Origin of the sequence: Dokdonia genika (assembly GCF_042652845.1) — a bacterium.
Classification (GTDB): domain Bacteria; phylum Bacteroidota; class Bacteroidia; order Flavobacteriales; family Flavobacteriaceae; genus Dokdonia; species Dokdonia donghaensis.
The window spans coordinates 38,925-62,018 of the sequence record NZ_JBHSHB010000022.1 but is presented as its reverse complement, the minus strand read 5'-3'; the positions used below and the strand labels follow the sequence as shown (position 1 = coordinate 62,018).

Genomic DNA, 23,094 nt, shown 5'->3' with positions numbered 1-23,094 from the left:
TAAAAATCGGTATTTTTGCACGCGATTTCAAGAAGGTATTTGCGCTTTCGCGAAAACAAATAAGTTATTCTCACAAATGTGAGGGTTTTTGACAACACAAATTGCTTAGGCACATAAACGTACAGCCTTTGCAGAAAATGAAAGATATGACAAATAGAACTTTTACAATGATTAAGCCTGATGGCGTTGAGAATGGACACATCGGAGCAATTTTAGAAAAAATCACTGCTAGTGGTTTCCGTATCGTAGCGATGAAGCTTACTCAAATGACAAAGGCAGATGCTGAGACGTTTTATGCTGTACACAACGAGCGTCCATTCTTTGGAGAGCTTGTAGAGTTTATGACACGCGGACCTATCGTTGCAGCGGTACTTGAAAAAGAAAACGCAGTAGCAGATTTCCGTACTTTAATAGGAGCTACTAACCCTGCAGATGCTGCCGAAGGTACGATACGCGCACTTTATGCAACTTCTATGGGAGAAAATGCAGTACACGGTTCTGATAGTGATGAGAATGCAGCTATTGAAAGCGCTTTTCACTTTGCTGGACGTGAGATGTTTTAATTGCTAGCGCAGTTACAAACTACCATATAAGGTGTTTTACACCATACTTTAAAAGCCTCTCTATAAACGAGAGGCTTTTTTGTGCCTTCATTTTTTTGCATTAAGGATAGCAGCGGTTACCCCACAGGAGTACAGCAAGTGGAGGGACGACACTTGTGTAGCGACGAGGAGTATGAGCGTATAGCCTGCCTCGTAGAGGAACGCCCAAAATTGCCAAAACAACTTCATAACTGTGGGTTGTAGAACGATAAAAATGAGATTTACAACGTTTGAAATTGCGTTAATGTATATCTATTAATGTAATAGCAAATAAATTAATTAATTATAGCTATTTTTGCACCGCCAAAAACACGGCATTAATACAACCTATTATGGACATAAGGAATATCGCGATTATCGCCCACGTAGACCACGGTAAAACAACCTTGGTAGACAAAATTATGTATCACTGTGAGCTTTTTAGAGAAAATGAGTCTAAAGGTGAGCTTATATTAGATAACAATGACCTGGAGCGTGAGCGCGGGATTACTATTACTTCAAAAAACGTTTCTGTAACCTACAAGGGTACTAAGATTAATATCATTGATACTCCTGGTCACGCCGATTTTGGTGGAGAGGTAGAGCGTGTTTTAAATATGGCAGATGGTGTTTGTCTACTTGTAGATGCCTTTGAAGGACCTATGCCACAAACACGTTTTGTATTACAGAAGGCAATAGACCTTGGTCTTAAGCCTTGTGTGGTTGTAAATAAAGTAGATAAAGAAAACTGTACTCCAGAGGAGGTACACGAGAAGGTTTTTGACCTTATGTTTGAACTAGGTGCCGAAGAGTGGCAACTAGACTTCCCTACTGTATACGGAAGTGCAAAAAATAACTGGATGTCTGACGACTGGCAGAAGGAAACAGACTCTATCGAGCCATTATTAGAAATGGTGATGGAGCACATACCAGTACCAGAAATTAAAGAAGGAAACACGCAGATGCTTATCACATCTCTAGACTTCTCTTCTTTTACAGGGCGTATCGCAATAGGACGTCTTAACCGTGGTGAGCTTAAAGAAGGTATGCAGGTATCTCTTGTAAAGCGCGATGGTACTATTAAGAAAACTCGTATCAAGGAGCTTCATACTTTTGACGGTTTAGGTCGTATTAAAGTAGAGTCTGTACAAGCAGGTGATATCTGTGCGATTGTAGGTCTTGAAGGATTTGAGATAGGTGATACTGTGGCAGATTTTGAAAACCCAGAAGGTCTTGCAACGATTGATATTGATGAGCCTACAATGAGTATGTTATTCTCTATTAACGATTCTCCTTTCTTTGGGAAAGATGGAAAGTTTGTAACATCACGTCACATTAAAGATCGTCTTACTAAAGAACTAGAAAAGAACCTTGCCCTACGTGTACACGATACAGATAGTGCAGATAAGTTCTTAGTATATGGTCGTGGGGTAATGCACCTTTCTGTACTTATCGAGACAATGCGTCGCGAGGGGTATGAATTACAGATAGGACAGCCTCAAGTAATTATAAAAGAAATAGACGGTGTAAAATGTGAGCCGGTAGAAGAGCTTACTATTGACCTTCCAGAAAATGTTTCTGGTCGTGCAGTAGAGTTTGTAACAATGCGTAAAGGTGAGATGCTTTCTATGGAAGCAAAAGGTGAGCGTATGATTATAGAATTCTTAATCCCATCACGTGGTATTATAGGGTTACGTAACCAACTTCTTACTGCTACTGCTGGAGAAGCAATTATGGCACACCGCTTTAAAGAATACCAGCCTTTTAAAGGTGATATCCCTGGACGTATTTCTGGATCACTTGTATCTATGGAAAACGGTACAGCTATCCCTTACTCTATAGATAAGCTTCAAGATCGTGGTAAGTTTTTCGTATCACCAGGTGAAGATATCTATGAAGGTCAAGTAATAGGTGAAAACTCTCGTCAGGATGATATGAATATTAATATCACAAAAGCAAAGAAGCAGTCTAACGTACGTTCTTCTGGAGCAGATGATAAGGCTAAGATTGTACCTGCAATTAAGTTCTCACTAGAGGAAGCACTAGAATATATTCAGAAAGATGAGTATGTAGAGGTAACTCCTAATCACTTAAGACTACGTAAGATTTTCTTAAAAGAAGTAGACCGTAAGCGTAACAAGATTGCTTAAGGATTTAGTATTCTTATAAATAATAAACCCCGCTCTATAAGAGTGGGGTTTTTTTATGCGCTTTCGCGAAAGCGATATATAAATACCTTTATTTTTTTAAACCAAGTATGCTGAAGAAGAAGCTAAAGAGAATGGTCTGTACTCCAAGCAACATAATGGTCACGGCCGGTACAACCACCCGCAAAGTGCCATAGCCTGTAATATCTCCAAAATTGACAGACTTCCAGTTGAGGTATGCATATATAGTTGCGCCTAGAGCAACCAGTATGAGTATAAAACCTACTATGAGTCCTTTCTCAAGCGTAAGTATATCAAATAAGGAATCATATTTTTTAGACTTAGGTAAGAGTTCATTTTCTACCGTATAAATCTTTGTGAGTCCATAAAAAAGCAATAGTTGAAAACCTATGAGAAAAGCTGCACAACTATATAACAAAGTATGCACGCCTAGGGTGATGCCTCCTAGATCTAAAGGCCCAATGATTAAAAGTGTGCTTAACACAGAGCCTACTATCATTAAAGAAACTCCGGGGATCATAAACAACCAGCTAGGGCTGTAAAGTAATAAGAACCGTAAGTGCCTCCAGCCGTCACTCCAAGTGTTAAGATGAGGCGGTCTCGTTCTACCATCTGGAGAGAGTATTGTAGGTACTTCTGCGATGGTCATATTTTTAAGGCTTGCTTTTACAATCATCTCTGAGGCAAATTCCATTCCAGTAGTCTGTAAATCCATAGCGATAAAGGCTTCTTTGCTAAAACCTCTCAGCCCACAATGAAAATCACCTATATTAGATTTAAAAAATAACCTGCCTAAAAACGAGAGCACTGGGTTACCTAGGTACTTATGTAAAAAGGGCATAGCTCCTTTTTTAATTCCTCCCTTGAACCTGTTACCCATTACAAGGTCATAACCTTCTCTTAGTTTTATTAAGTAAGGCATAAGAGTAGTAAAATCATAACTATCATCTGCATCACCCATTATTATATAAGTTCCTTTTGCTGCTTTTATTCCACCCTTAAGTGCGCTGCCATAGCCTCTTTCGGGTACATCTATGACCTTTGCACCATTTGCCATCGCAATAGCTTGTGATCCGTCTGTACTTCCATTATCACCTATGATTACTTCGCCTTGTATGTCATTAGTTTGTAGAAAATCATTTGCTTTTTTTATACAAGTCTTAAGTGTTTCTGCCTCATTGAGACAAGGCATTACGATACTAAGTTCTATACTCATTTTCATTAGGTTTTGGGTTAAAAATAAGCAAGCACATAAGTGTCGCTAGCACATAATTATAAAACAGGTAACGTTGTATGGAGTGGCAAGCCAGCCCCACAATGAGTGCGTTAGAAAATAGTAAAAGTCCTGAGAGCACGATAAACGTATGCTTTTTGTTTGGATTTTTTATAAACTTGATAAAGCTATATATAGAAACTATTAGTAAGAATATGAGGATATATATAGATGTAAACCCGTGTTTTACTCCTTCCCAGTATATAGCTAGATAAGTCTTCCAATTATTTATAATGAGAGTGTATGTTAAGGTCTTTGCTGTTTGTTCAGCTGGGATGGAGCTATAGTGCGGAGTGTTATCTATATGTTCAAAATAATCTCGAGCCTTTTTATGAAAGTTCTGATTACATATAACAGGGAAGTTATTGTGAAAAACCATATAACTTTCTTCGAGTGTACCAGTAGCTTGCTGGTGGGTGAGTCCCAAGCTGTCAATAGTATTATATGATGCAGTAAACAAGTGTTTTGCGTGCTTATCTGGTATAGATATGCTGTCTGATGCTTTTGCAACATATAAAGGTAAAGTCGAAATATTTACATAGCTGTAAGGAGTGGTCACAAAAAAACCGTGCACAGCTTTATGATAGGAGGCATCAATTATTTTTGAAGCAATAGGCGAGAGCGCTAGTAATAAGAAATGAAGTGCGACAACCGTCTTTTTAAATTTTTTGTTTCTAGCATATAGTGCATATACTACTGCAAAGATGGGGCCTACAATAATAAATTGTCCTCTAGTAAAACAAAGTGCGAGAAATATCACTAAGGTGAGCAAGAGATGAGACCTTTTATTACTAACTATAAATTGTATAAAATAATTAATCATCCATAAATAGAGTGGGTACGCCAGTCCTTCTGATGTTAAGTTATGAGCCGTAAGTAATGGGGGGAAGTAGGGTAGTAATAGTGGTATGAGCAATAGGTAATCACTATGCCAAGACCATTTTATTACCCTTTGTAATGTTTTAAAAATTGTACCTATGGCGAGTCCTCCTAGTATTACTTGGGCTATAACAATAATTTCTTTGTAATGATTTGTACTTATAAACTCCCAGCCTCGTAACCATAAGGTATACATAGGGAATCGTTTCATATCAACTCTATAATAACTCGCCGAGTCAAAAGACCATATAGCATTACTCATCATATAAGCTATAATTAAAGCCAAAATGATTAAGAGGTTAGGTAAATACTTTTTGACAGATTGTGTCATAGTTACTCAGACAGGCAATGGTTACTATAATTAAACGTTCATAATAATATACTTGCAATATACATTAGAATTAAAAATAGTTTTACTTTTATTGCAATATCCTAAAACTCGCAACCAAACCATCTATACTGTAAAAAAATATCAACCCGCAGATGCCCAGCGCTGGAACAAATTTGTAACAGAGGCAAAAAATGCAACTTTTCTACACGACCGTTCCTTTATGGAGTATCACAGCGATAGGTTTACAGATTACTCGCTGCTGGTTTATAAAGGTGAAAAACTTGTTGCGCTCCTTCCGGCAAATGCAGACGGGAATGATCTATACAGTCATCAGGGATTAACGTATGGTGGTATTTTGCTTTCGCGAAAGCAAAAACTACAAGATGTCATAGCAATTACTCAAGAATTATTAAAGTATGTGCAGCAGCAAGGCTTCACATCTTTATACCTAAAACAGCTTCCCACATTTTATGCGGTGATGCCTAGTGATGAGTTTGAGTATATAGCACAATTACTCAGTGCAAGCTGTTACCGGGTAGATACTGCTTCTGTAATAGATTATAGGAATATATTATCCATACAATCTAATCGTATGGAAGGAGTAAAAAAGGCAGAAAGAGCAGGTCTGGTTATAAAAGAGGAAGTACGTTTTGACAACTTTTGGAACGAATTACTCGTACCTAACCTAAAGCAAAAACATCAATCACAACCCACACATACACTAGAGGAAATAAAAAAGCTTCAAGCTTTTTTTCCAGAAAACATAAGACAGTTTAATGTCTACCATAATACTACGATAGTAGGAGGAGCAACTATATTTGAGACTAAAACCACGGCACACGTTCAATATATTTCGGCGGGAGAGAATAAGCAGGAGTTGGGAACGCTAGACTTCTTATTTTATGAACTTATAGAGCAAACCTTTGCACATAAAGACTATTTTGATTTTGGTATTTCAAACGAACAGGGCGGCACAAAACTTAATAGTGGCTTATCTTACTGGAAAGAATGTTTTGGAGCACGTACCCACGTTCATAAATTCTATAAGGTTGGCGTGCAGAATCATTCACTACTTAAAAATGTCTTGATATGATTCCATTTTTAGACTTAAAAACAATAAACGCACCTTATGAAAAGGAGTTTAAAAGTAAGTTCGATTCCTTTTTAGAGAAAGGATGGTACATTCTGGGCAACGAGGTGACTGCTTTCCAAAAAGAGTATGCAGCTTACTGTGGTACTCAATTTTGTATAGGTACAGCAAATGGTCTTGACGCCTTAAGACTCATTCTAGAAGGCTATAAAATACTAGGTAAACTACAAGAGGGCGATGAGGTGCTTGTTGCGAGTAACACCTATATCGCAACCATCATAGGTGTCAAACAAGCGGGCTTAATACCTGTACTAGTTGAGGTAAATCTTGATACATTCAACTTTGATTATAATGATTTAGAACAAAAGATCACTTCAAAGACAAGAGTGATTATGCCTACACATTTGTATGGCAGACTTACAGATATGGATAGGGTTAACGCTTTCGCGAAAGCGTACAACCTACTCACCGTTACAGATTGTGCACAATCACACGGGGCAATTACAACTTCTGGTAAGCGCAGTGGCTCTCTGGCAGATGCGAGCGGTCATAGTTTTTACCCTACAAAAAACTTAGGTGCTCTAGGTGATGCGGGAGCAATCACTACAAATGACAAAGCGCTAGCCGAAGTTGTAGAAAAATATAGAAACTACGGTTTTAAAGAGCGTTATGTCGCACAATATACTGGAGTAAATAGCCGCCTCGACGAACTGCAGGCTGCTTTTTTGAGAATAAAACTTAGAGATCTAGACACGCAAAACAGTAAGCGCATTGCTATTGCAAAGCAATATCTTGAAGAGATAAATAATAAACTTATTATTTTGCCACAATGGTCTGAGGGTAAGGCTCACGTCTGGCATCTATTTGTAGTGCGCTGTGCACAGAGGGATGCATTACAAGAACATCTTAAGGCAAATGGTATCGCAACCATTATACATTATCCCGTACCGCCACACAAGCAAGAGGCTTTACAAGAGCTTGCATCTATGTCCTTACCGGTTTGCGAGCAGTTGCATAATGAGGTGCTGAGTTTGCCTATTAGTCCATCACTTACTAAAACAGAGATTACCCAGATTATAAAAGCCATAAACGACTTTAAATGCTAGGTAAACTACGTAGCGGCATTGCAAATAATCTTTTACTTAAGATTACTTCTTTTAATGCAATAAGTGTGGGCTTACAAATACTGGGGGGGCTTATCACGTCAAAGCTTATCGCTATTTATCTAGGAGAACGCGGTATGGCATTGCTGGGTTATTTGCGCAATTTTATGACCACTACGCAAGCAGCTGGTAATCTAGGTTTGTCTAACGGTATAGTAAAGTATGTTGCCACAGGTGATGAGGAGCGTCATCCATTATCAAAGTTACTGTCTACTGCTGTCATCGTGAGTTTGATCGCTACTATAATTGTTTCGGTGATTTTATATGTAGGTGCTGCTTATTTTAATACTCAGATTTTTGGCGATGAGGCACAGTACACATATGTGTTTAAATGGCTAGCAATAGCGCTACCGTTTATAACCCTTAACGGAATTTTGCTAGCTGTTATTAATGGACAGTCGGCTTATAAGAAGGTGGTGAAGATTCAAATCTTTTCTAACCTGATGGGGCTTGCCATAACCATCTTAAGCATCATATACTATGGTGTACAAGGAGCACTATTTGCGCTAGTTGTCAGTCCGGCGGTGATTCTTATGATTACCCTAGTTGCTTTAGGAAAAGAAGGTAGCGTATTGAAAAGCATCTCATTCTCAAAATTTGATACTGGCGCTCTTCGTAAACTAGGGTCTTATACGCTTATGGCTCTATTCTCTATGATTGTTTTACCGCTTGTATATATCGCGATACGCAGAGAGATAGGGGAGGGAGCTGGTTACTGGGATGCTATGACGCGCGTGTCAGACTACTATTTTAAGTTTGTAGCGACATTAATGACCTTATATATTTTGCCTCAATTATCAAAAGCCACCACAAGCAGTGCTTTTAGAAAAGAGATTTTTGGGTTTTATAAAACCATCTTACCCCTGTTTGGGCTCGGGTTGTTGCTTATTTATTTTTTGCGTTCATTTATTGTTCAGTTATTATTTACTGAAGATTTTATGCCTATGACCTCATTGTTTAAATGGCAGTTGCTAGGAGATTTTTTTAAGGTTGCCTCACTAGTGATAGGATACCAAATTATTGCCAAAAACAATCTCAAATTATTCCTCATTACCGAGGTGATCTCCCTAGTTATAATCTATACTTCTGGAATATACTTTGTGCAAAATTTTGGTGCAGAGGGTGCTACAATGGGACATTGTTTAAGTTATTTTATGCATTTATTAGTATTACTGTTTATCTTTCGGGAACCGCTTTTTACAAAAACGAATGAGTAGCCTAGGTAACATATTACAATCATTTAGAATCTGGAAGTACAAGTTGCTCTCACAGACTACCTATGTAGACGGTAAACCTATGCTTTATCAACCCGCACAACTTAATGGGAGGGGTGTGATACGCTTTCGCGAAAGCGTACAAATAGGTGTTATTAATTCTCCGTCATTTTATAATACCTATGCTTATATCGAGGCAAGAAAGGAGGGAAGTGAGATTGTTTTTGGGAACAACGTTGCGATAAATAATAATTTTTGCGCCGTAGCAAACGAGGGAACGATTGTGATAGGAGATGATACAACAATAGGGCTTAATTGCTCCATTTATAATTGTAATTTTCACAGTCTTGACCCCACCAGACGCCGAAGCGATACGGGACCAAGTGCCGCAGTAACGATAGGTGAAAATGTTTTTATAGGCAATAATGTGAGCATTTGGAAAGGTGTTTCCATAGGTGATAATGCCGTGATTGCTGCTGGAAGCGTTGTGACATCCTCGGTAGCTGCGGGAGTTACATTCTCTTAGTTATGTAGCTTGCCAGGTCTTAAGATATTGCTGGGCGACTTTTGTGTAGTGGTGATGGGTTTTTATAAAGTGATGTGCATTCTCACTTATCTCTTCAAGAAGCGCAGGTGACGCTATGAGCTTTTCTAGACTTGTCACAATTTCATTTACGTCTGGTGCCGCATCTATTGCCACCGTTTTATCTAATTGATATTGCGCTTTAAAATGCGTACCAGCACCAGTAAATACCACTTTCCCTTTTGCCATAGACTCCAGCGCATTGTAACCTTGATCGTGGGCATAAACTTGATCTAGCACAATATGTGCTTTATTATAAGCGGTAATATATTCATCATACGGTAGATTTTCTGTGGTGATGATGTTTACCTTCTCGTTGTATTTCTTGCTTATAATAGCAAGCGCTTGCTCAAAAAGGTCATTTCCTTTTTTGTAATAGTTATTTCTATTAATCCCGTGAAAGATGGTAATAGGATACGTAAATGCAATTTCCTGCTTAGGTATCTTGTCTACGTTAATGGGGTTTGGGATGAGCCCCTTGTATAAACGATGATCTTTAAGAGGGAAATGATAATCAAGATCTGTAGCAATCACACCATCTACAAGCTTATATAGTGCCGTGTGTAATTTTTTATAAGCGTGTGCTAGGTACTTAAGCGCTGGGGCAAACGATGTTTTTGTGAGTTTACCTTCCTTGTAGGGTGTGGCAATTGTGTATGGCAACTCGTCTGTAAAAGCGTGGGTAACACTTATGTGATCTGTACCGCACGAGAGGAGAAAGAGTTTTTTATTATGCGTTTTGAGATACTGGGCTATTTCAAGTTCTAATGACGGCGTGGTGTTAAAACTAGACTCGTTAATAAGTTGCACCACGTCATAACCAGAAAGTTGAGGTTTTAATTTTGTAAAGTGGTTACGCAGTGATTTTTCTGAAATATCAATACCGGTTAATTTAAGAATGCTCAGTTTTAGCTTCTTTTTCCAGCCAGAGATATAACCTCTTTCTAGTGTGATGTCTACGGGAAACTTTTTAAAACCATCGCCAGAACCCACAAGGGTAACCTCGTGACCTAATGCGGTGAGACCTTCTTTGAGAGAATTATGAAGTCGGCTGTATTCGCCTACGAGTAAGATGCGCATTGATTATATTTGGTAAACAAAAACTCCTTCTGTTGCCGAAAGATACTCATAAAAAAATTGCACTTGTTACCATCTCCTTATCTGGTGGTGGTGCAGAGCGGTCTACGGCATTTTTATCACAGATGCTCACAGGTCTCGGGCATACCGTACACATCATCTGTATAAGAGATGGGGTTTCTTATCCCTATGAAGGCACATTATTTAATCTAGGAGCAGATAAGCGTGAGGAAGAGGGGCTAATTACAAAGTATAAGCATCTCAAAAGACTAAAGAATTACTTGCATAATGAGCAGTTTGATCTTGTTATAGATAGCAGGTCTAGATCTTCTGCCTTAAAAGAATGGGTGTATACAAAGTACATTTATAAAGCTAAAAAAGTACTTTATATGGTGCGAAGTGCTCGATTAGAAACATATTTTCCAGCACCAGATGTGCTTGCAAAATGGTTTTATGGTAAGCATCATTTTGTAGGAGTTTCAAAAAGTATTGCTGCAAAGATTAAAGCGGGATACGGCTTTAAACATATTCACCAGGTGTATAACCCTATCCCACAAATGACTTTTGGAGAGAGCAATGTAAGTCTTCCAGAGACGTATTTTTTAGGGTATGGACGACTGTTTGATGATGTGAAGAACTTTAGTTTGATGATTTCCGCTTTCGCGAAAGCGAACTTAAAACTACCTCTCGTGATTATGGGAGATGGTCCAGATGCCAAAAAGCTAGCAACACTCTCAAAATCTCTGGGAATAAATGATAAAGTTATTTTTATAGGGCATCAATCTAATCCCGCACCTGTAGTGGAACGAGCCTTGTGCACCTTACTCACTAGTCACTACGAAGGCTTCCCAATGGTACTTGTAGAGTCACTAGCACTAGGCACTCCGGTAATAAGTGTAGATTGTGACTCTGGACCAAAAGAGATTGTGCAAAACGGTATAAACGGTATGCTAGTAGCAAATTATGATGACGTGGCTTTAAGTACCGCCATTCGTACATTTGTGCTAGATGGCGAGCTTGCCAGTAGATGTCAAAAAAATGCACAAGAAAGTGTAAAACATCTGGCAGCAGAACACATTGCACTAGACTGGAAAAAATTACTAGATAGCTTATGAAAAACCTTATAAAAATACCAAGAATTACAGACCCTAGAGGAAATCTAGCCGTGATAGAAAAAGAGGTGTTACCTTATGCTATAAAGCGTGTGTATTATCTACACGATGTGCCTAGTGGAGCATATAGAGGAGGTCACGCTCATAAGGAGTGTAAGGAGTTGCTCATTGCTGTAAGTGGAAGTTTTGAAGTAGTGCTTGATAATGGAAAAGAAAAAGAGCGTGTAATGCTTAATAAGCCTAATCAAGGCTTGCTTATAGATGTAAATATCTGGCGAGAGTTAGAAAATTTTTCTTCTGGAGCAGTATGTCTCGTGCTGGCATCTCACGAGTATGATGAAGATGATTATATACGTAACTATGAGACTTACAAGTCCCTAAAAAGCTGAGAGTTTGAGTCCAGCTCTTTCAAGCAAGCTTTGACTCTTAAAAGCAAGACGTAAGGCGTAGGTGGGTAGACTTAATAAAAACCGTTGTTTACTATTAAGATTATTTATATCAAGATGCTCTAGATAGGTGTTTACTTCTTTCACTTGACCCCAAAGTCGCGCTCTTATGATGAGCGAGTACCTATTGAGATCTATGAATCTTTTGAGGCCTTTGTTTGTTTTTTCTTCTTCTAAATATGCTAGATAGTCTGGTCTATCTTTTACAGAGCGAGTTCCTTTATAAAGGCTTTGTGGCGCATAGCGATAGGTTGCACACGCTTTCGTGCTAAAGGCTATTCTGTACTGTAAACCTATGCGTATCCACAAGTCGGTATCTTGACCGCTTTTTATCTTTTCATTAAAATAGCCTACATCCTCACATACAGAACGGTGAAAAACTGTTGAGCTGCTTGTAAGAAGTGTGTTTTTATAACTGCTTGTAAAGTAATCAAGGTCTAGAAAAGGTTTGTTGTCTGGGTTTTCAAAGCTATAACTGTTAGGTCTTGTTGAGTTTTTATATTCCTTAAGCACGGCTGTTGCAAATACATAGTGCTCGGGATATACATTAATAAGAGCTGTGATTTCTGCTAGGTAGGGGGGAGCCCATAAATCATCACCATCTAGCAGTGCGATAAACGATCCTCTGGCAGATTTTATACCTATGTTGCGTGCAGCGCCTGCTCCTACATTTTCTGTAAGCGGGAGGTATGTAATTTTTTCTGAGGCTATAGATTTTATGGCAGCATCACTACCATCTGTAGAGCCATCGTTTACTACTATAATTTCAAAGTCTTGAATGCTTTGCTTTAGTACACTCTCTATGGTCTCCTTTACAAAAGAGGCTTTGTTATATACCGTAATGACCACAGAGAATTTAGGCATTTTTTCGACTTTTTATATAGTAGTTGAGCCTGAATAAGTCAAACAGAAATAACGACGGTCTATTACTCACGATGTTGTTCTGTATGCCTAATTTTAATAGACTAAAAATTGTAGGGTAAACAAAGTCTAGACGGAGTTTTCTTAATTTTTGATAAGCTTGTTGTAATGATGTGAAGTCTCTGCTTATACTCCCGCTATGCTCATAATGTATAAGTGTGTCAATAGCCTGTAGTGACTTGTCTAGAAATATCAAATTCTCTTCAAGACCCGTATGTACAATAGGATTATCTATGTGTAAAACAGTAATTTTTTGATGATAAATCTGGTAAGAGAATATATTGTCAAGTCCGTAGCGCCTGCTCTCTACAATGTTTAGACTAAAGAACACTTCTTTTTTTACAAGTATATTTTGAGAGATAATATACGATGGGTTTTTCATTCGTATTTCGGGATTTTTTGCCTCTCGTTTTATACCGTACTTCCAGCGTAGCTCTTTATTTTTTGGTGGTATGTCTACGTATGAAGTACCCCCAACTATGATAGAGTTATGACTTTGTAATGCCGCTAGGTAGTTTTTGATAAATTGCTTGTTCTCAATGAGAACATCTGCATCAAGAAAGAGAAGCCAGTCATACTTTGCGTTTTTGGCAAGCTTTGACCGCGTGGCTGTTCTTCCTAGGTTGGTTTTATTTATGAGTGCTCGAACGTAGGGTTGTGCACTGAGTGCACTATTTTGCTCTTGGTATAAGGTTGAGGCATCCTCACAAAAAATAAGTTCATAGACTACTCCTGACTCTCGTGTCTGATCAAGAAGCGATGTGACAAGTGCAGTGATGTCTGTATTATATGTCGGGATAAGAATGGAAAGCATACCTACAAACGAAAATACAATATTAAGATGATGTATACCTACGCTTATAAAAACGGTAGCCAGTAGCTTGTCTTGGTAAAAGGATTATACAGTCTTTTGTACAACCTCAAAAACCTTGTTACCGTCACATTTTAATGTCTTAGAAGGGTATTTAAGTAAAAGTGCATAGTCGTGTGTTGCCATAAGGATGGTATTGCCGTTTTTATTAATCTCCTGTAATACTTCCATAACCTCTACACTCGTTTGTGGATCTAAGTTACCTGTAGGCTCATCTGCCAGAATAAGTTCTGGGTCATTGAGCAAAGCACGAGCAATGGCGATACGTTGCTGCTCACCTCCAGACAGCTGGTAAGGATATTTAAAGCCTTTACTTTTCATCCCTACTTTATCAAGAACGGCGTCTATTTTTGCCTCCATTGCTGTTTTATCTTTCCAGCCAGTTGCCTTAAGCACAAATTTTAAATTATCTATTACCGTACGGTCATTAAGCAATTTAAAATCTTGAAAAACAACGCCCAGTTTACGACGTAAGAAAGGAATATTCTTTTCTTTAAGTCCGTTAAGGTCTACGCCCACTATGTTTCCTTTGCCCTCTGTGAGCGGGAGGTCACCGTAAAGCGTTTTCATAAAACTACTTTTTCCAGATCCTGTTTTACCTATGAGGTACACAAAGTCACCTGGCTCTATGGTAACATTTACTTCAGAGAGAATGAGGTTTTCTCGTTGGTAAATTGCGGCGTGTGATAATTGAAGTACGGGTTGTGGCATAAGTTTTGGTCTGAGTTTCAAAGTAACGGAATTTAGATGAAAGTGTTTTATGACCTTTTAAAAATTTCTTTAAGTATCTCAGGTATATGATGCTCAGTGCTATTTGTATTAATTAAACAAGATTGTTAAAAACCCTTTTTACAACTTCACATAATTAACAAAGATTTAGGTCGTTATCTTACTGTAAGAAAGATAACTTTGAACAGGCTAGAAAAGGGCGTTTTTACTCTTTCGCGAAAGCGTAATTCTTCCCACATAACATCAATAAAACAACTCATAACTATGCATAAAATCAAGTATGTACTTGTTGCATTATTTTTATACACCAGTATTGCGGTAGGGCAACAATCTGCAATTTATACAAATGACCTCGCTCAGTTTAATAAGGCACTGTCGTTATACAATAGCAAGCAGTACCTTGCATCTCAAACACTTTTTGAAGAGGTAAAAGCAAAAACTGATGATACAACAGTACAAGGTGACTGTGCTTATTATATTGCAAATGCCGCTGTGAGACTCAACCAGCAAGGAGCAGATAACTTGATGCTGGCTTTTGTGACAGAGTACCCTACAAGTACAAAACGCAATAGTGCTTTTCTAGACGTAGCACAGTATTATTTTGAAAATGGCAAGTTTGCTTATGCACGTAAATGGTATGATCGTGTAGATGAGGCAACGCTCACAGAGGGAGAGAAGGAGACTTTTTACTTTAATAATGGGTATGCTTATTTTAAGAGTAAGCGTTTTGACGAAGCAAAAAAATACTTAAATCGTGTGCGCGATTCTCAAAAATACGGGGGACAGGCTAAGTATTATATCGGTTTTATGGCATATGAAGGAGATGACTATGAGCAGGCAAATGAACTTTTTGATGAGGTAGAAGCAGAGAGTGGTGGTGCATATAATGAAGACCTTGCCTATTTTAAAGCAGACCTTAATTTTAAACTAGGAAAATTTGATCAAGCCATCTCAGAAGGTAAATCTCAGCTCGCAAATGCAAACCCAAAAGAGAAATCTGAGCTTAACAAAATAATAGGTGAGAGTTACTTTAACCAGAATAAATACAGCGAGGCATTACCATATCTTAAAGAGTATAAAGGTAAACGCGGTAAGTGGAATAATACAGATTACTACCAGCTAGGATATGCTTATTATAAACAAGGAGATTATGCAAGTGCCGTAAATGAGTTTAATAAAATCATAGACGGTAATAACAGCGTTGCACAAAATGCTTACTATCACCTTGCACAATCGTACATAAAGCTTGATAAAAAACAAGAGGCACTTAACGCATTTAAAAATGCAAGTGAGATGGACTATAATGAGACTATAAAAGAAGATAGTGGTCTCAATTATGCAAAGCTTAGCTATGAGATAGGTAATGCATATAAGCCTACACCTACTGTTATAGCAGATTATATGGAGGCGTATCCAAAATCTCCGGCAAAAAGCGAGCTAGAGTCATTACTTATAGATTCTTACATAACCTCAAAAAACTATAAGGAGGCAATGCAATTGCTTGAGAGCAATAACAGCTTTGATAATAAGAAAGCTTACCAGAAGGTAGCCTTCTTATATGGGCTTGATTTATATAACGAAGGAAAATTTCCAGAGGCTAGCGCAGCCTTTACAAAGTCGCTTAAAGAACCACAAGATCCATTATACGTTACAAGAGCAACCTACTGGAAAGCAGAGAGCGATTATATTGCAAATGATTTTAAGGAAGCCATCATAGGGTACAAACAGTTTTTAGGAAGTAGTAATGCTGCCAGTACTCCAGAATATGGTGATATAAACTACAACCTAGCCTACGCATATTTTTCTGATAAAAATTACGAGCAAGCAGCTAGCTATTTTGAAAATTATACAAAAGGAAATGTACAAGATAGAACACGACTTAACGACGCCTTTCTTCGTCTGGGAGATAGTCGCTTTATAAGCAGTAAGTACTGGCCAGCGCTAGAGGCATATAATAGTGCAATTGCTCTTAATGAGACAGATCAAGATTATGCGACTTTTCAAAAGTCTATGAGCTACGGTTTTATAAAAAAGAATAGTGACAAGATAGCGGGTCTTAAAAGTTTTGCGACTAAGTTCCCGAGATCTACCTATCGTGATGACGCTTTATATGAGCTAGGTAATATGTATGTCTCACAAAATAATAATGACCAGGCCATTGAGGCTTATGACAAGCTTGTAAGGGATCTACCGGGTAGCTCATACGTGTCAAAAGCACTGCTCAAAAAAGCACTTATTCTTGATAATAACAACAACTCAGATGAGGCCCTTCGCATACTACGTGGTGTTGCGGCAGATTATCCTGGTACGCCAGAAGCACTACAAGCAGTGACTACTGCAAAGCTTATTTATATAGACCTAGGTCGTGTAGATGAGTACGGCCAGTGGGTGAGCACGCTAGATTTTATAGATGTTGAAGATGCAGAACTAGATGATGCTGCATATGCCTCTGCAGAGAAGCAGTATGTAGAAAATAATATAAACCAGGCATCACGACTCTTTGAGGAGTACCTTACTAATTATCCTAATGGTCAGCACGCGTTACAAGCTCATTTTTATGTGGGTCAGATCGCTTTCGCGAAAGCGGAATACCAACAAACCATACCACACTATAAGTTTGTAATAGATAAAGAGCGTAGTGAGTTTACAGAGCAGGCACTGGCAAGACTGGGACAAGTATACCTTACTGCCGAAAATTATGTAGAAGCCATCCCAGTATTACAAAGACTAGAAACAGAAGCAGACTTCCCGCAAAACATCATTTTTGCACAATCTAACCTTATGAAATCATACTATGAGGGAGATGATTATAATCAAGCGGTAACCTATGCTACAAAAGTGCTAACAAACTCAAAAATAGACAACACAGTAAAAAGTGATGCTCAAATTATTATTGCACGTTCTTCTATAAAAACTGGAGATGAGGTAAGAGCAAAAACAGCCTATGGAGAGGTGCAAAAAATTGCAACAGGTTCTCTAGCGGCAGAGGCTTTGTATTATGATGCTTATTTTAAAAATAAAGCAACAAGCTATGAAGCGTCTAACGTTGCTGTGCAAAAACTAGCAAAAGATTATAGTGGTTACAAAGAGTATGGTGCAAAAGGTCTTGTACTTATGGCAAAAAACTTTTATGCGCTAGGTGATGCTTATCAAGCTACTTATATACTTGAGAGTGTAATCACAAACTTTGCAGATTATACTGAAACGGTAGAAGAAGCACAAACGCAACTTGCTATTATAAAAGAGGCAGAGGCAAAAACAAACGCTTCTGTAGAGAAAGGATAATAGTATTAGTACAATATATATTTAAACACGTTAGTCTAACAACGTAAAAAATAAAACACATTTTATGAATAGTTCATTTCATACATCATATAAACTTATAGTTGCTGTGATAGCACTTCTAGCTGTGCAAGTAAGTTATGCTCAAGAAGAAGAGTCTACTATCGGTACAGAAGTGGTAAATGTGGTAAAGGCATACACGCCTACCATACGCGACGCTTTTAAGGTAAAAGCTACGCCGCAGCTTAACGACTCTATTACTACAGCAAAGAAAAAAGTGACTTACAGTATCTTTTCTGTACCTGTAGCGAGTACGTTTACACCAGCAAAAGGTAAGGCGGCTGTTGTAAAAAAAGCAAAAAAAGAAAAGTTGTATGATAACTATGCAACCTTAGGTTTTGGGAGTTTTACATCTGTACTAGCAGAGTTTTACAGCAATTTTCAAATAAGCCGTACAGAAGATTTTGGAGTATTTTTAAATCATAACTCTTCACAAGGAGGTATAGATGGTACTGTGGTAGACGATTTCTTTTATGATAGTCGTCTCAATCTCAATTATGGAGCAAGAGAGCGTGATCTTACTTGGCGCGCAGATCTAGATGCAAAGCATCAAGTGTATAACTGGTATGGTATACCGGAGGAACTTAAGGAATTGCAAGGCCCAGCAGATAGTCCTTTGTTTACAGAAGATTTTGATGTAACACATTCATATCTCACAGCTGGTCTTAATGGTTCTATAAGTCTTAAAGATTCTTTCTTTAAGGAGGCTACGGGAATGGTGCGTTATTTTGGAGATGACCTAGAGAGTACAGAGCTTAGGGCTGTGGTAGCACCTACGGTTGAGTTTCCTATCGCTGGTGAGTTAATTACAACAAAACTGTCTGTAGATTACCTGAGTGGTTCTTTTGCAAATAGCTTTGGTTCAACAGGGACAGAGATTAACTATAGCTTTTTAAACGCAGGTATTAACCCAAGTCTAGTAATTCTAAGAGATGACTTAGAGGTAAAGCTAGGGGTAGAAGGTATTGTATCTCTTGATACAGAAAATAGTGAGACAGACTTCTTTATTTACCCAAAAATCGCTGCATCTTATAGAGTAGCGGGCGATTACTTTATTGCTTATGGGGGACTTGAAGGAGGTCTTATACAGAATAACTACCACGACTTTGCTCAAGAAAACCCTTTTATATCACCTACACTTATAGTAGCTCCTACAAATAAGCAGTATGATGGATTTTTAGGTATGAAAGGAAAACTCTCTGAAGCCCTCAGCTATAACTTACGTGCTAGCTACGCATCTGAGAGTGGTAAGGCGCTATACCAGCATAACCCTTACTCGCAGAGTGGTAACAACTTTGGACAAAATGGCTATGAGAACGGAAACTCCTTTGGTATCGTCTATGATGATGTTAATACATTAGGTGTTTTTGCAGAGCTTAATTTTGATGTAAATGCAAATTTTAAAATGAAGCTCAACGGGCAGTTTAACTCATATACCACAGATACACAAACAGAGGCTTGGAACCTTCCAGATCTACAAGCGTCATTATTTGCAGATTATCAAATTACAGAGCAATGGTTTGCTGGAGTGAACTTATTTTTTACAGGAGAGCGTCAAGATCTTGTATTTAGTCAAGACCCTGTAGATATATTAACGCCTAGTTCTATAGAAACATTAGAGAGCTATTTTGATGTAAATGCGCACGTGGGTTATCGCTTTAATAATCGTCTATCTGCCTTTGCCAGAGTTAATAACATACTGGATAGTAACTACCAGAAATGGCTTAATTATGAAGTGCAAGGGCTTCAAGGTATGGTAGGTGCTACTTATAAGTTTGATTTTTAGTAAAAATAACACCTATCACAAAGCAACCTTTCTGTAGTACCTGCATCCTTTATGTAAACCCTATATAATGAAAAGAATGTTAGGCGTTGTTGCCTTGTTTATAGCTACTGTTTCTTGCAGTTCTGATTTAGATTCTGCTAGTCTTTCAGATTGTAGTCTTGTAGATTGTGCCTCTGGTAATTTACTATTACAATTTTTAGATGGTGAAACAGAAGAAGATGTGTTTTTTAACGGCACTTATAATCTTGAAGATGTAGTTATAACAGATCTAGAAACCAATGAGGATTTTGTATTCTTTACAGGTACCTCTCAAGAGTTTGAAACTGCACAAATAGCGCTTAATACTTTTTTTGAAAGTCGCAACAATGTGATGCTTCGTATAGCCGTGCCAGATGGCTTTGAGACTACCTTATCATTTGATGTAACATTTATAGAGGGAGAATGTTGTAATGTAAATAACTATACAGACGTATCATTTACAAATGTGACTAGCGTAGATGATAGCGATGGAGATCTCATATATAAAATATTCTTATAAAACACTTAGGTATGAAAAAGCTACTTGTTCTTGTCATATTGAGTTTGTCACTAGTTACTTGCGACTCAGATGATTTAGATTGTACAAACGTACTCTGTGCGCCAGGCCCAGCGATGGTAATAACCTTTTTTGATGCTGAAACTGGGGAGCAATTATACACAGATACAGATGGAGAGGCTCCAGAGGGCTTTGCTGTTACCGTACAAAATAACTTAGCGCTTTCATATAACCAAGGTTACGTTTTTCAAGATGGAGAGCTTGTCATATATGTTTTTCCAGAGGTGGCTACCATCGTTCAAGAAGGTGTTTTTGATGTGACAATAAATGCAACAGTACAAACACAAAATTCTTCAGGGTGTTGCCCAGATTATAGCATAAGTAATTTTAATGCTACAGGTGGAGACCTCACTGTAACACAATCACCAGAGTTGAGGTTACGCATAGATTTTTAGAAAAAATCGAAACTAAAAAAAAGAGGTTTTGTACATTAGTGCAAAACCTTTTTTCTTTTGAATAACACTTGGCACTGCGAGCTCTGTAACCACCAGCGTAAAAACCTAAAAGAAGGTTCTATTTGCAATCTTACAAAGCGAAAACCAGCCTTTAATCGTACCTGCTCAAAAAAGCTGTTTTCTACAAAATTTAAGAATCAACTTAGGGAAGTAAACGTTATTTATGAGCACGCTATAAAAGATAAATGGTGGAACTACAGCTATACCATAATATTTGGCTTGCTAGGTGTGGGAGTCACTTGTTTGGCTGCTTATTCTATAGTTTACATAAATGATCTTAATAATTCATTTCATTCATCAAACGCTTATAGTTTAAGAATATACTTAATACCATTTGTAATTTTTGGAATTGCTCTTAAGATTTTATCACAAGCAATAGGGATGTACAATATGTACGCACTAAAATCTCGAGAGGCAAAACGTAAAAAAGATAAGGTAGATGCCGTGCTTGCCTTATATGGTATCACCTATCATATAGATGTGCAACTACACCCTAATTATAGGTTTCCTCAAGATGCTCAAGTAGATTTACAAATTAATATTCTTAGGTAATCACTTATAACTTCTCTTTCGTATTTTTATGCTTTAAACCATATTTTGATGCGTAAACTTTTATTTTCCTTATCAGTTCTTAGTCTTTTTATTTCTTGTGATAATAAGCAAGAGGCAGACCTTATTGTCACAAATGCAAATGTGTATACGGTTAATGACGCTTTCGCGAAAGCGGAATCCTTTGCCGTAAAAGATGGAAAATTTATCGCCGTAGGAAGCACAGCAGATATAATAGCACAATATCAAGCCACCGAAACTATAGACGCTACAGGTAAAACCGTTTTACCAGGCCTTATAGACGGGCACTGTCACTTTTATGGGCTAGGTCAAAACTTGCAAATTGCAGACCTCGTAGGTACGGAAAGTTATGATGAGGTTATAGAAAAGGTAACCGCTTTTGCTAAAGCAAATCCAGAAGCAACCGTAATAAGAGGAAGAGGTTGGGATCAAAACGACTGGGCGGTAAAAGAATTTCCTACTAAAGATAAGCTAGATGCTCTTTTTCCAGATACACCAGTGGTACTAGAGCGTGTAGATGGTCACGCATATCTTGTAAACCAGAAGGCGCTTGATCTCGCAAAAATAGATAACACCACAAAGGTAAGTGGTGGAGAGATTGTGCTGGTAGATGGTAAAGTGACTGGAGTACTTATAGATAACCCACAAACGCTTGTAGATGCCGTAATGCCACAAGCCAGCGTTGCCGAAAACGCTCAAGTATTACTAGAGGCGCAAGAACTTTGTTTTTCTTACGGGCTTACTACGGTAAATGACGCGGGTCTTAATAAAGATATAGTAGAGCTTATAGACAGCTTGCAACAGCAGGGAGACTTAAAAATGCGCATCTACGCGATGTTGTCTAACAATAAAGAAAACCTAGATCACTACTTAAGCTCTGGTAAGATTAAAACAGATCGTCTTAATGTGCGTTCTGTAAAGGTGTATGGTGATGGTGCTTTAGGATCTAGAGGTGCTGCGATGCGAGAGTCATATAGTGATAAAAAAGGTCACTTTGGGGCTATGGTAACACCAGTAGATGAAATTAATGAACTTGCAGAGCGCATAGCTGCTGCAGACTTCCAGATGAACACGCACGCCATAGGTGATAGTGCAAACGTGGTTGTACTGCGAGCATATGATAAGGTTCTTACTTCAAAAAAAGATCCTCGCTGGAAGGTAGAGCACGCTCAAGTAGTGTCTACAGAAGATTTTGACGTTTTTAGTGATAAAATTTTACCTTCTGTACAGCCTACACACGCCACAAGTGATATGTACTGGGCAGAAGATAGAGTAGGAGCAGAGCGTATAAAAGGTGCTTATGCTTATAAAGACCTACTTAAACAATCTGGGCTTGTTATTTTAGGAACAGATTTTCCGGTAGAGCAGGTGTCACCTTTCTACACATTTTATGCAGCAGTGGCTCGTAAAGATTTAAAACAATATCCAGAAGGAGGTTACCAGATGGAAAATGCATTGTCTAGAGAAGAAACCTTAAAAGGAATGACTATATGGGCAGCATATTCAAACTTTGAGGAAGCAGAAAAAGGAAGTATCGAGTCAGGTAAGTTTGCAGACTTTATCATTATGGATCAAGATATTATGACCATAGATGAAGATGCAATACCTAATCTTGAAGTGGGTGCAACATACGTAAACGGCGAGAACGTTTACAACAAGCTATAATGAAGTCACAACAAGATCACCTCATTGAGCTTGCTCATTACAGAATGCCTTTTGGGAAATATAAGGGTAAATACCTGGTAGACCTGCCTGAGTCGTATTACGTATGGTTTAGGCAACAAGGCTTTCCAGAAGGTAAGATAGGTAGGTTGTTACAAGAAATGATGGAAATAAAAATTAATGGACTAGAGCCTATGGTGCGTAAAATACAGCGCGGTTTCCCTAAGCCTATTAACTTGAGCTAGC

At 38.2% G+C, this 23,094-nt stretch carries 21 protein-coding genes; 15 read left to right on the top strand and 6 right to left on the bottom strand.

What is annotated here, in order from left to right; translation table 11 throughout:
• The first annotated feature begins 146 nt into the window (after nucleotides 1-146).
• Together ACFO5T_RS11145 and typA are read left to right on the top strand one after the other, a co-directional pair.
• Nucleotides 147-563, top strand: coding sequence for a nucleoside-diphosphate kinase (locus tag ACFO5T_RS11145; protein WP_035329086.1), 417 nt, complete (start codon nucleotides 147-149; stop codon nucleotides 561-563).
• A 371-nt stretch (nucleotides 564-934) separates the two neighbouring features.
• Nucleotides 935-2,731 carry a translational GTPase TypA gene (typA, locus tag ACFO5T_RS11140; RefSeq protein ID WP_380034407.1) on the top strand — a complete coding sequence of 599 codons (1,797 nt, stop codon included), beginning with the start codon at nucleotides 935-937 and terminating at the stop codon, nucleotides 2,729-2,731.
• A gap of 88 nt (nucleotides 2,732-2,819) precedes the next feature.
• Here the strand turns inward: typA and ACFO5T_RS11135 are convergent, their stop codons facing one another.
• A complete protein-coding gene (locus ACFO5T_RS11135) occupies nucleotides 2,820-3,965 on the bottom strand; it encodes a glycosyltransferase family 2 protein (protein WP_380034405.1) in 1,146 nt (381 codons plus the stop codon).
• Nucleotides 3,949-5,232 carry a hypothetical protein gene (locus ACFO5T_RS11130; protein ID WP_380034403.1) on the bottom strand — a complete coding sequence of 428 codons (1,284 nt, stop codon included), beginning with the start codon at nucleotides 5,230-5,232 and terminating at the stop codon, nucleotides 3,949-3,951. The genes ACFO5T_RS11135 and ACFO5T_RS11130 overlap by 17 nt, the downstream gene beginning before the upstream one ends.
• A 91-nt stretch (nucleotides 5,233-5,323) precedes the next feature.
• On the opposite strand from ACFO5T_RS11130, the gene ACFO5T_RS11125 reads away from it, so the two are divergent.
• The 4 genes from ACFO5T_RS11125 to ACFO5T_RS11110 are packed head-to-tail and all read left to right on the top strand — an operon-like array spanning nucleotide 5,324 to nucleotide 9,225.
• On the top strand, nucleotides 5,324-6,325 hold the full coding sequence (locus tag ACFO5T_RS11125; RefSeq protein WP_380034401.1) for a GNAT family N-acetyltransferase: 1,002 nt from the start codon (nucleotides 5,324-5,326) through the stop codon (nucleotides 6,323-6,325).
• Nucleotides 6,322-7,428 carry a DegT/DnrJ/EryC1/StrS family aminotransferase gene (locus ACFO5T_RS11120; protein ID WP_380034399.1) on the top strand — a complete coding sequence of 369 codons (1,107 nt, stop codon included), beginning with the start codon at nucleotides 6,322-6,324 and terminating at the stop codon, nucleotides 7,426-7,428. The genes ACFO5T_RS11125 and ACFO5T_RS11120 overlap by 4 nt, the downstream gene beginning before the upstream one ends.
• The gene (locus tag ACFO5T_RS11115; RefSeq protein ID WP_380034397.1) at nucleotides 7,422-8,702 is read left to right on the top strand and encodes an O-antigen translocase; all 1,281 of its coding nucleotides are present in this window, start codon (nucleotides 7,422-7,424) and stop codon (nucleotides 8,700-8,702) included. The genes ACFO5T_RS11120 and ACFO5T_RS11115 overlap by 7 nt, the downstream gene beginning before the upstream one ends.
• Nucleotides 8,695-9,225 (top strand): DapH/DapD/GlmU-related protein, encoded by a 531-nt coding sequence (locus ACFO5T_RS11110; RefSeq protein WP_380034395.1) that lies wholly within the window; start codon nucleotides 8,695-8,697, stop codon nucleotides 9,223-9,225. Before ACFO5T_RS11115 ends, ACFO5T_RS11110 begins: the two co-directional genes overlap by 8 nt.
• Here the strand turns inward: ACFO5T_RS11110 and ACFO5T_RS11105 are convergent, their stop codons facing one another.
• Nucleotides 9,226-10,362: a glycosyltransferase family protein gene (locus tag ACFO5T_RS11105; RefSeq protein ID WP_380034393.1), complete on the bottom strand. Its 1,137-nt coding sequence runs from the start codon at nucleotides 10,360-10,362 to the stop codon at nucleotides 9,226-9,228. It lies immediately after the preceding gene.
• Nucleotides 10,363-10,394: 32 nt separating this feature from the next.
• Between ACFO5T_RS11105 and ACFO5T_RS11100 the strand changes: the two genes are divergently transcribed.
• Nucleotides 10,395-11,474 carry a glycosyltransferase gene (locus tag ACFO5T_RS11100; RefSeq protein ID WP_380034391.1) on the top strand — a complete coding sequence of 360 codons (1,080 nt, stop codon included), beginning with the start codon at nucleotides 10,395-10,397 and terminating at the stop codon, nucleotides 11,472-11,474.
• Entirely contained in the window at nucleotides 11,471-11,860 is a 390-nt protein-coding gene (locus ACFO5T_RS11095) for a sugar 3,4-ketoisomerase (RefSeq protein ID WP_380034389.1), read from the top strand. Before ACFO5T_RS11100 ends, ACFO5T_RS11095 begins: the two co-directional genes overlap by 4 nt.
• Here ACFO5T_RS11095 and ACFO5T_RS11090 read toward each other — a convergent pair.
• From ACFO5T_RS11090 to ACFO5T_RS11080, 3 genes are all read right to left on the bottom strand, one after another.
• On the bottom strand, nucleotides 11,849-12,781 hold the full coding sequence (locus ACFO5T_RS11090) for a glycosyltransferase family 2 protein (RefSeq protein WP_380034387.1): 933 nt from the start codon (nucleotides 12,779-12,781) through the stop codon (nucleotides 11,849-11,851). The genes ACFO5T_RS11095 and ACFO5T_RS11090 overlap by 12 nt on opposite strands.
• A complete protein-coding gene (locus ACFO5T_RS11085; RefSeq protein WP_380034385.1) occupies nucleotides 12,774-13,652 on the bottom strand; it encodes a glycosyltransferase family 2 protein in 879 nt (292 codons plus the stop codon). The genes ACFO5T_RS11090 and ACFO5T_RS11085 overlap by 8 nt, the downstream gene beginning before the upstream one ends.
• Before the next feature lie 84 nt (nucleotides 13,653-13,736).
• Nucleotides 13,737-14,420, bottom strand: coding sequence for a cell division ATP-binding protein FtsE (locus ACFO5T_RS11080; protein ID WP_380034427.1), 684 nt, complete (start codon nucleotides 14,418-14,420; stop codon nucleotides 13,737-13,739).
• Between the two features lie 282 nt (nucleotides 14,421-14,702).
• Here ACFO5T_RS11080 and ACFO5T_RS11075 point away from each other — a divergent pair, with 282 nt between their 5' ends.
• The 7 genes from ACFO5T_RS11075 (at nucleotide 14,703) to ACFO5T_RS11045 (ending at nucleotide 23,093) form a co-directional block, all read left to right on the top strand.
• Nucleotides 14,703-17,723, top strand: a complete 3,021-nt coding sequence (locus tag ACFO5T_RS11075) for a tetratricopeptide repeat protein (protein ID WP_380034383.1) — start codon at nucleotides 14,703-14,705, stop codon at nucleotides 17,721-17,723.
• Nucleotides 17,724-17,787: 64 nt separating this feature from the next.
• The gene (locus ACFO5T_RS11070; RefSeq protein ID WP_380034381.1) at nucleotides 17,788-19,566 is read left to right on the top strand and encodes a TonB-dependent receptor; all 1,779 of its coding nucleotides are present in this window, start codon (nucleotides 17,788-17,790) and stop codon (nucleotides 19,564-19,566) included.
• A gap of 67 nt (nucleotides 19,567-19,633) precedes the next feature.
• Complete coding sequence (locus ACFO5T_RS11065) at nucleotides 19,634-20,104, top strand: hypothetical protein (protein WP_380034379.1); 471 nt, start codon at nucleotides 19,634-19,636, stop codon at nucleotides 20,102-20,104.
• An 11-nt stretch (nucleotides 20,105-20,115) separates the two neighbouring features.
• A complete protein-coding gene (locus ACFO5T_RS11060) occupies nucleotides 20,116-20,556 on the top strand; it encodes a hypothetical protein (protein ID WP_380034377.1) in 441 nt (146 codons plus the stop codon).
• A 57-nt stretch (nucleotides 20,557-20,613) separates the two neighbouring features.
• Nucleotides 20,614-21,168 carry a hypothetical protein gene (locus tag ACFO5T_RS11055; protein WP_380034375.1) on the top strand — a complete coding sequence of 185 codons (555 nt, stop codon included), beginning with the start codon at nucleotides 20,614-20,616 and terminating at the stop codon, nucleotides 21,166-21,168.
• A 48-nt stretch (nucleotides 21,169-21,216) separates the two neighbouring features.
• Nucleotides 21,217-22,851 carry an amidohydrolase gene (locus tag ACFO5T_RS11050; protein ID WP_380034373.1) on the top strand — a complete coding sequence of 545 codons (1,635 nt, stop codon included), beginning with the start codon at nucleotides 21,217-21,219 and terminating at the stop codon, nucleotides 22,849-22,851.
• Nucleotides 22,851-23,093, top strand: a complete 243-nt coding sequence (locus ACFO5T_RS11045; RefSeq protein WP_380034371.1) for a DUF3820 family protein — start codon at nucleotides 22,851-22,853, stop codon at nucleotides 23,091-23,093. The genes ACFO5T_RS11050 and ACFO5T_RS11045 overlap by 1 nt, the downstream gene beginning before the upstream one ends.
• The last annotated feature ends 1 nt before the right edge of the window (nucleotide 23,094 follow it).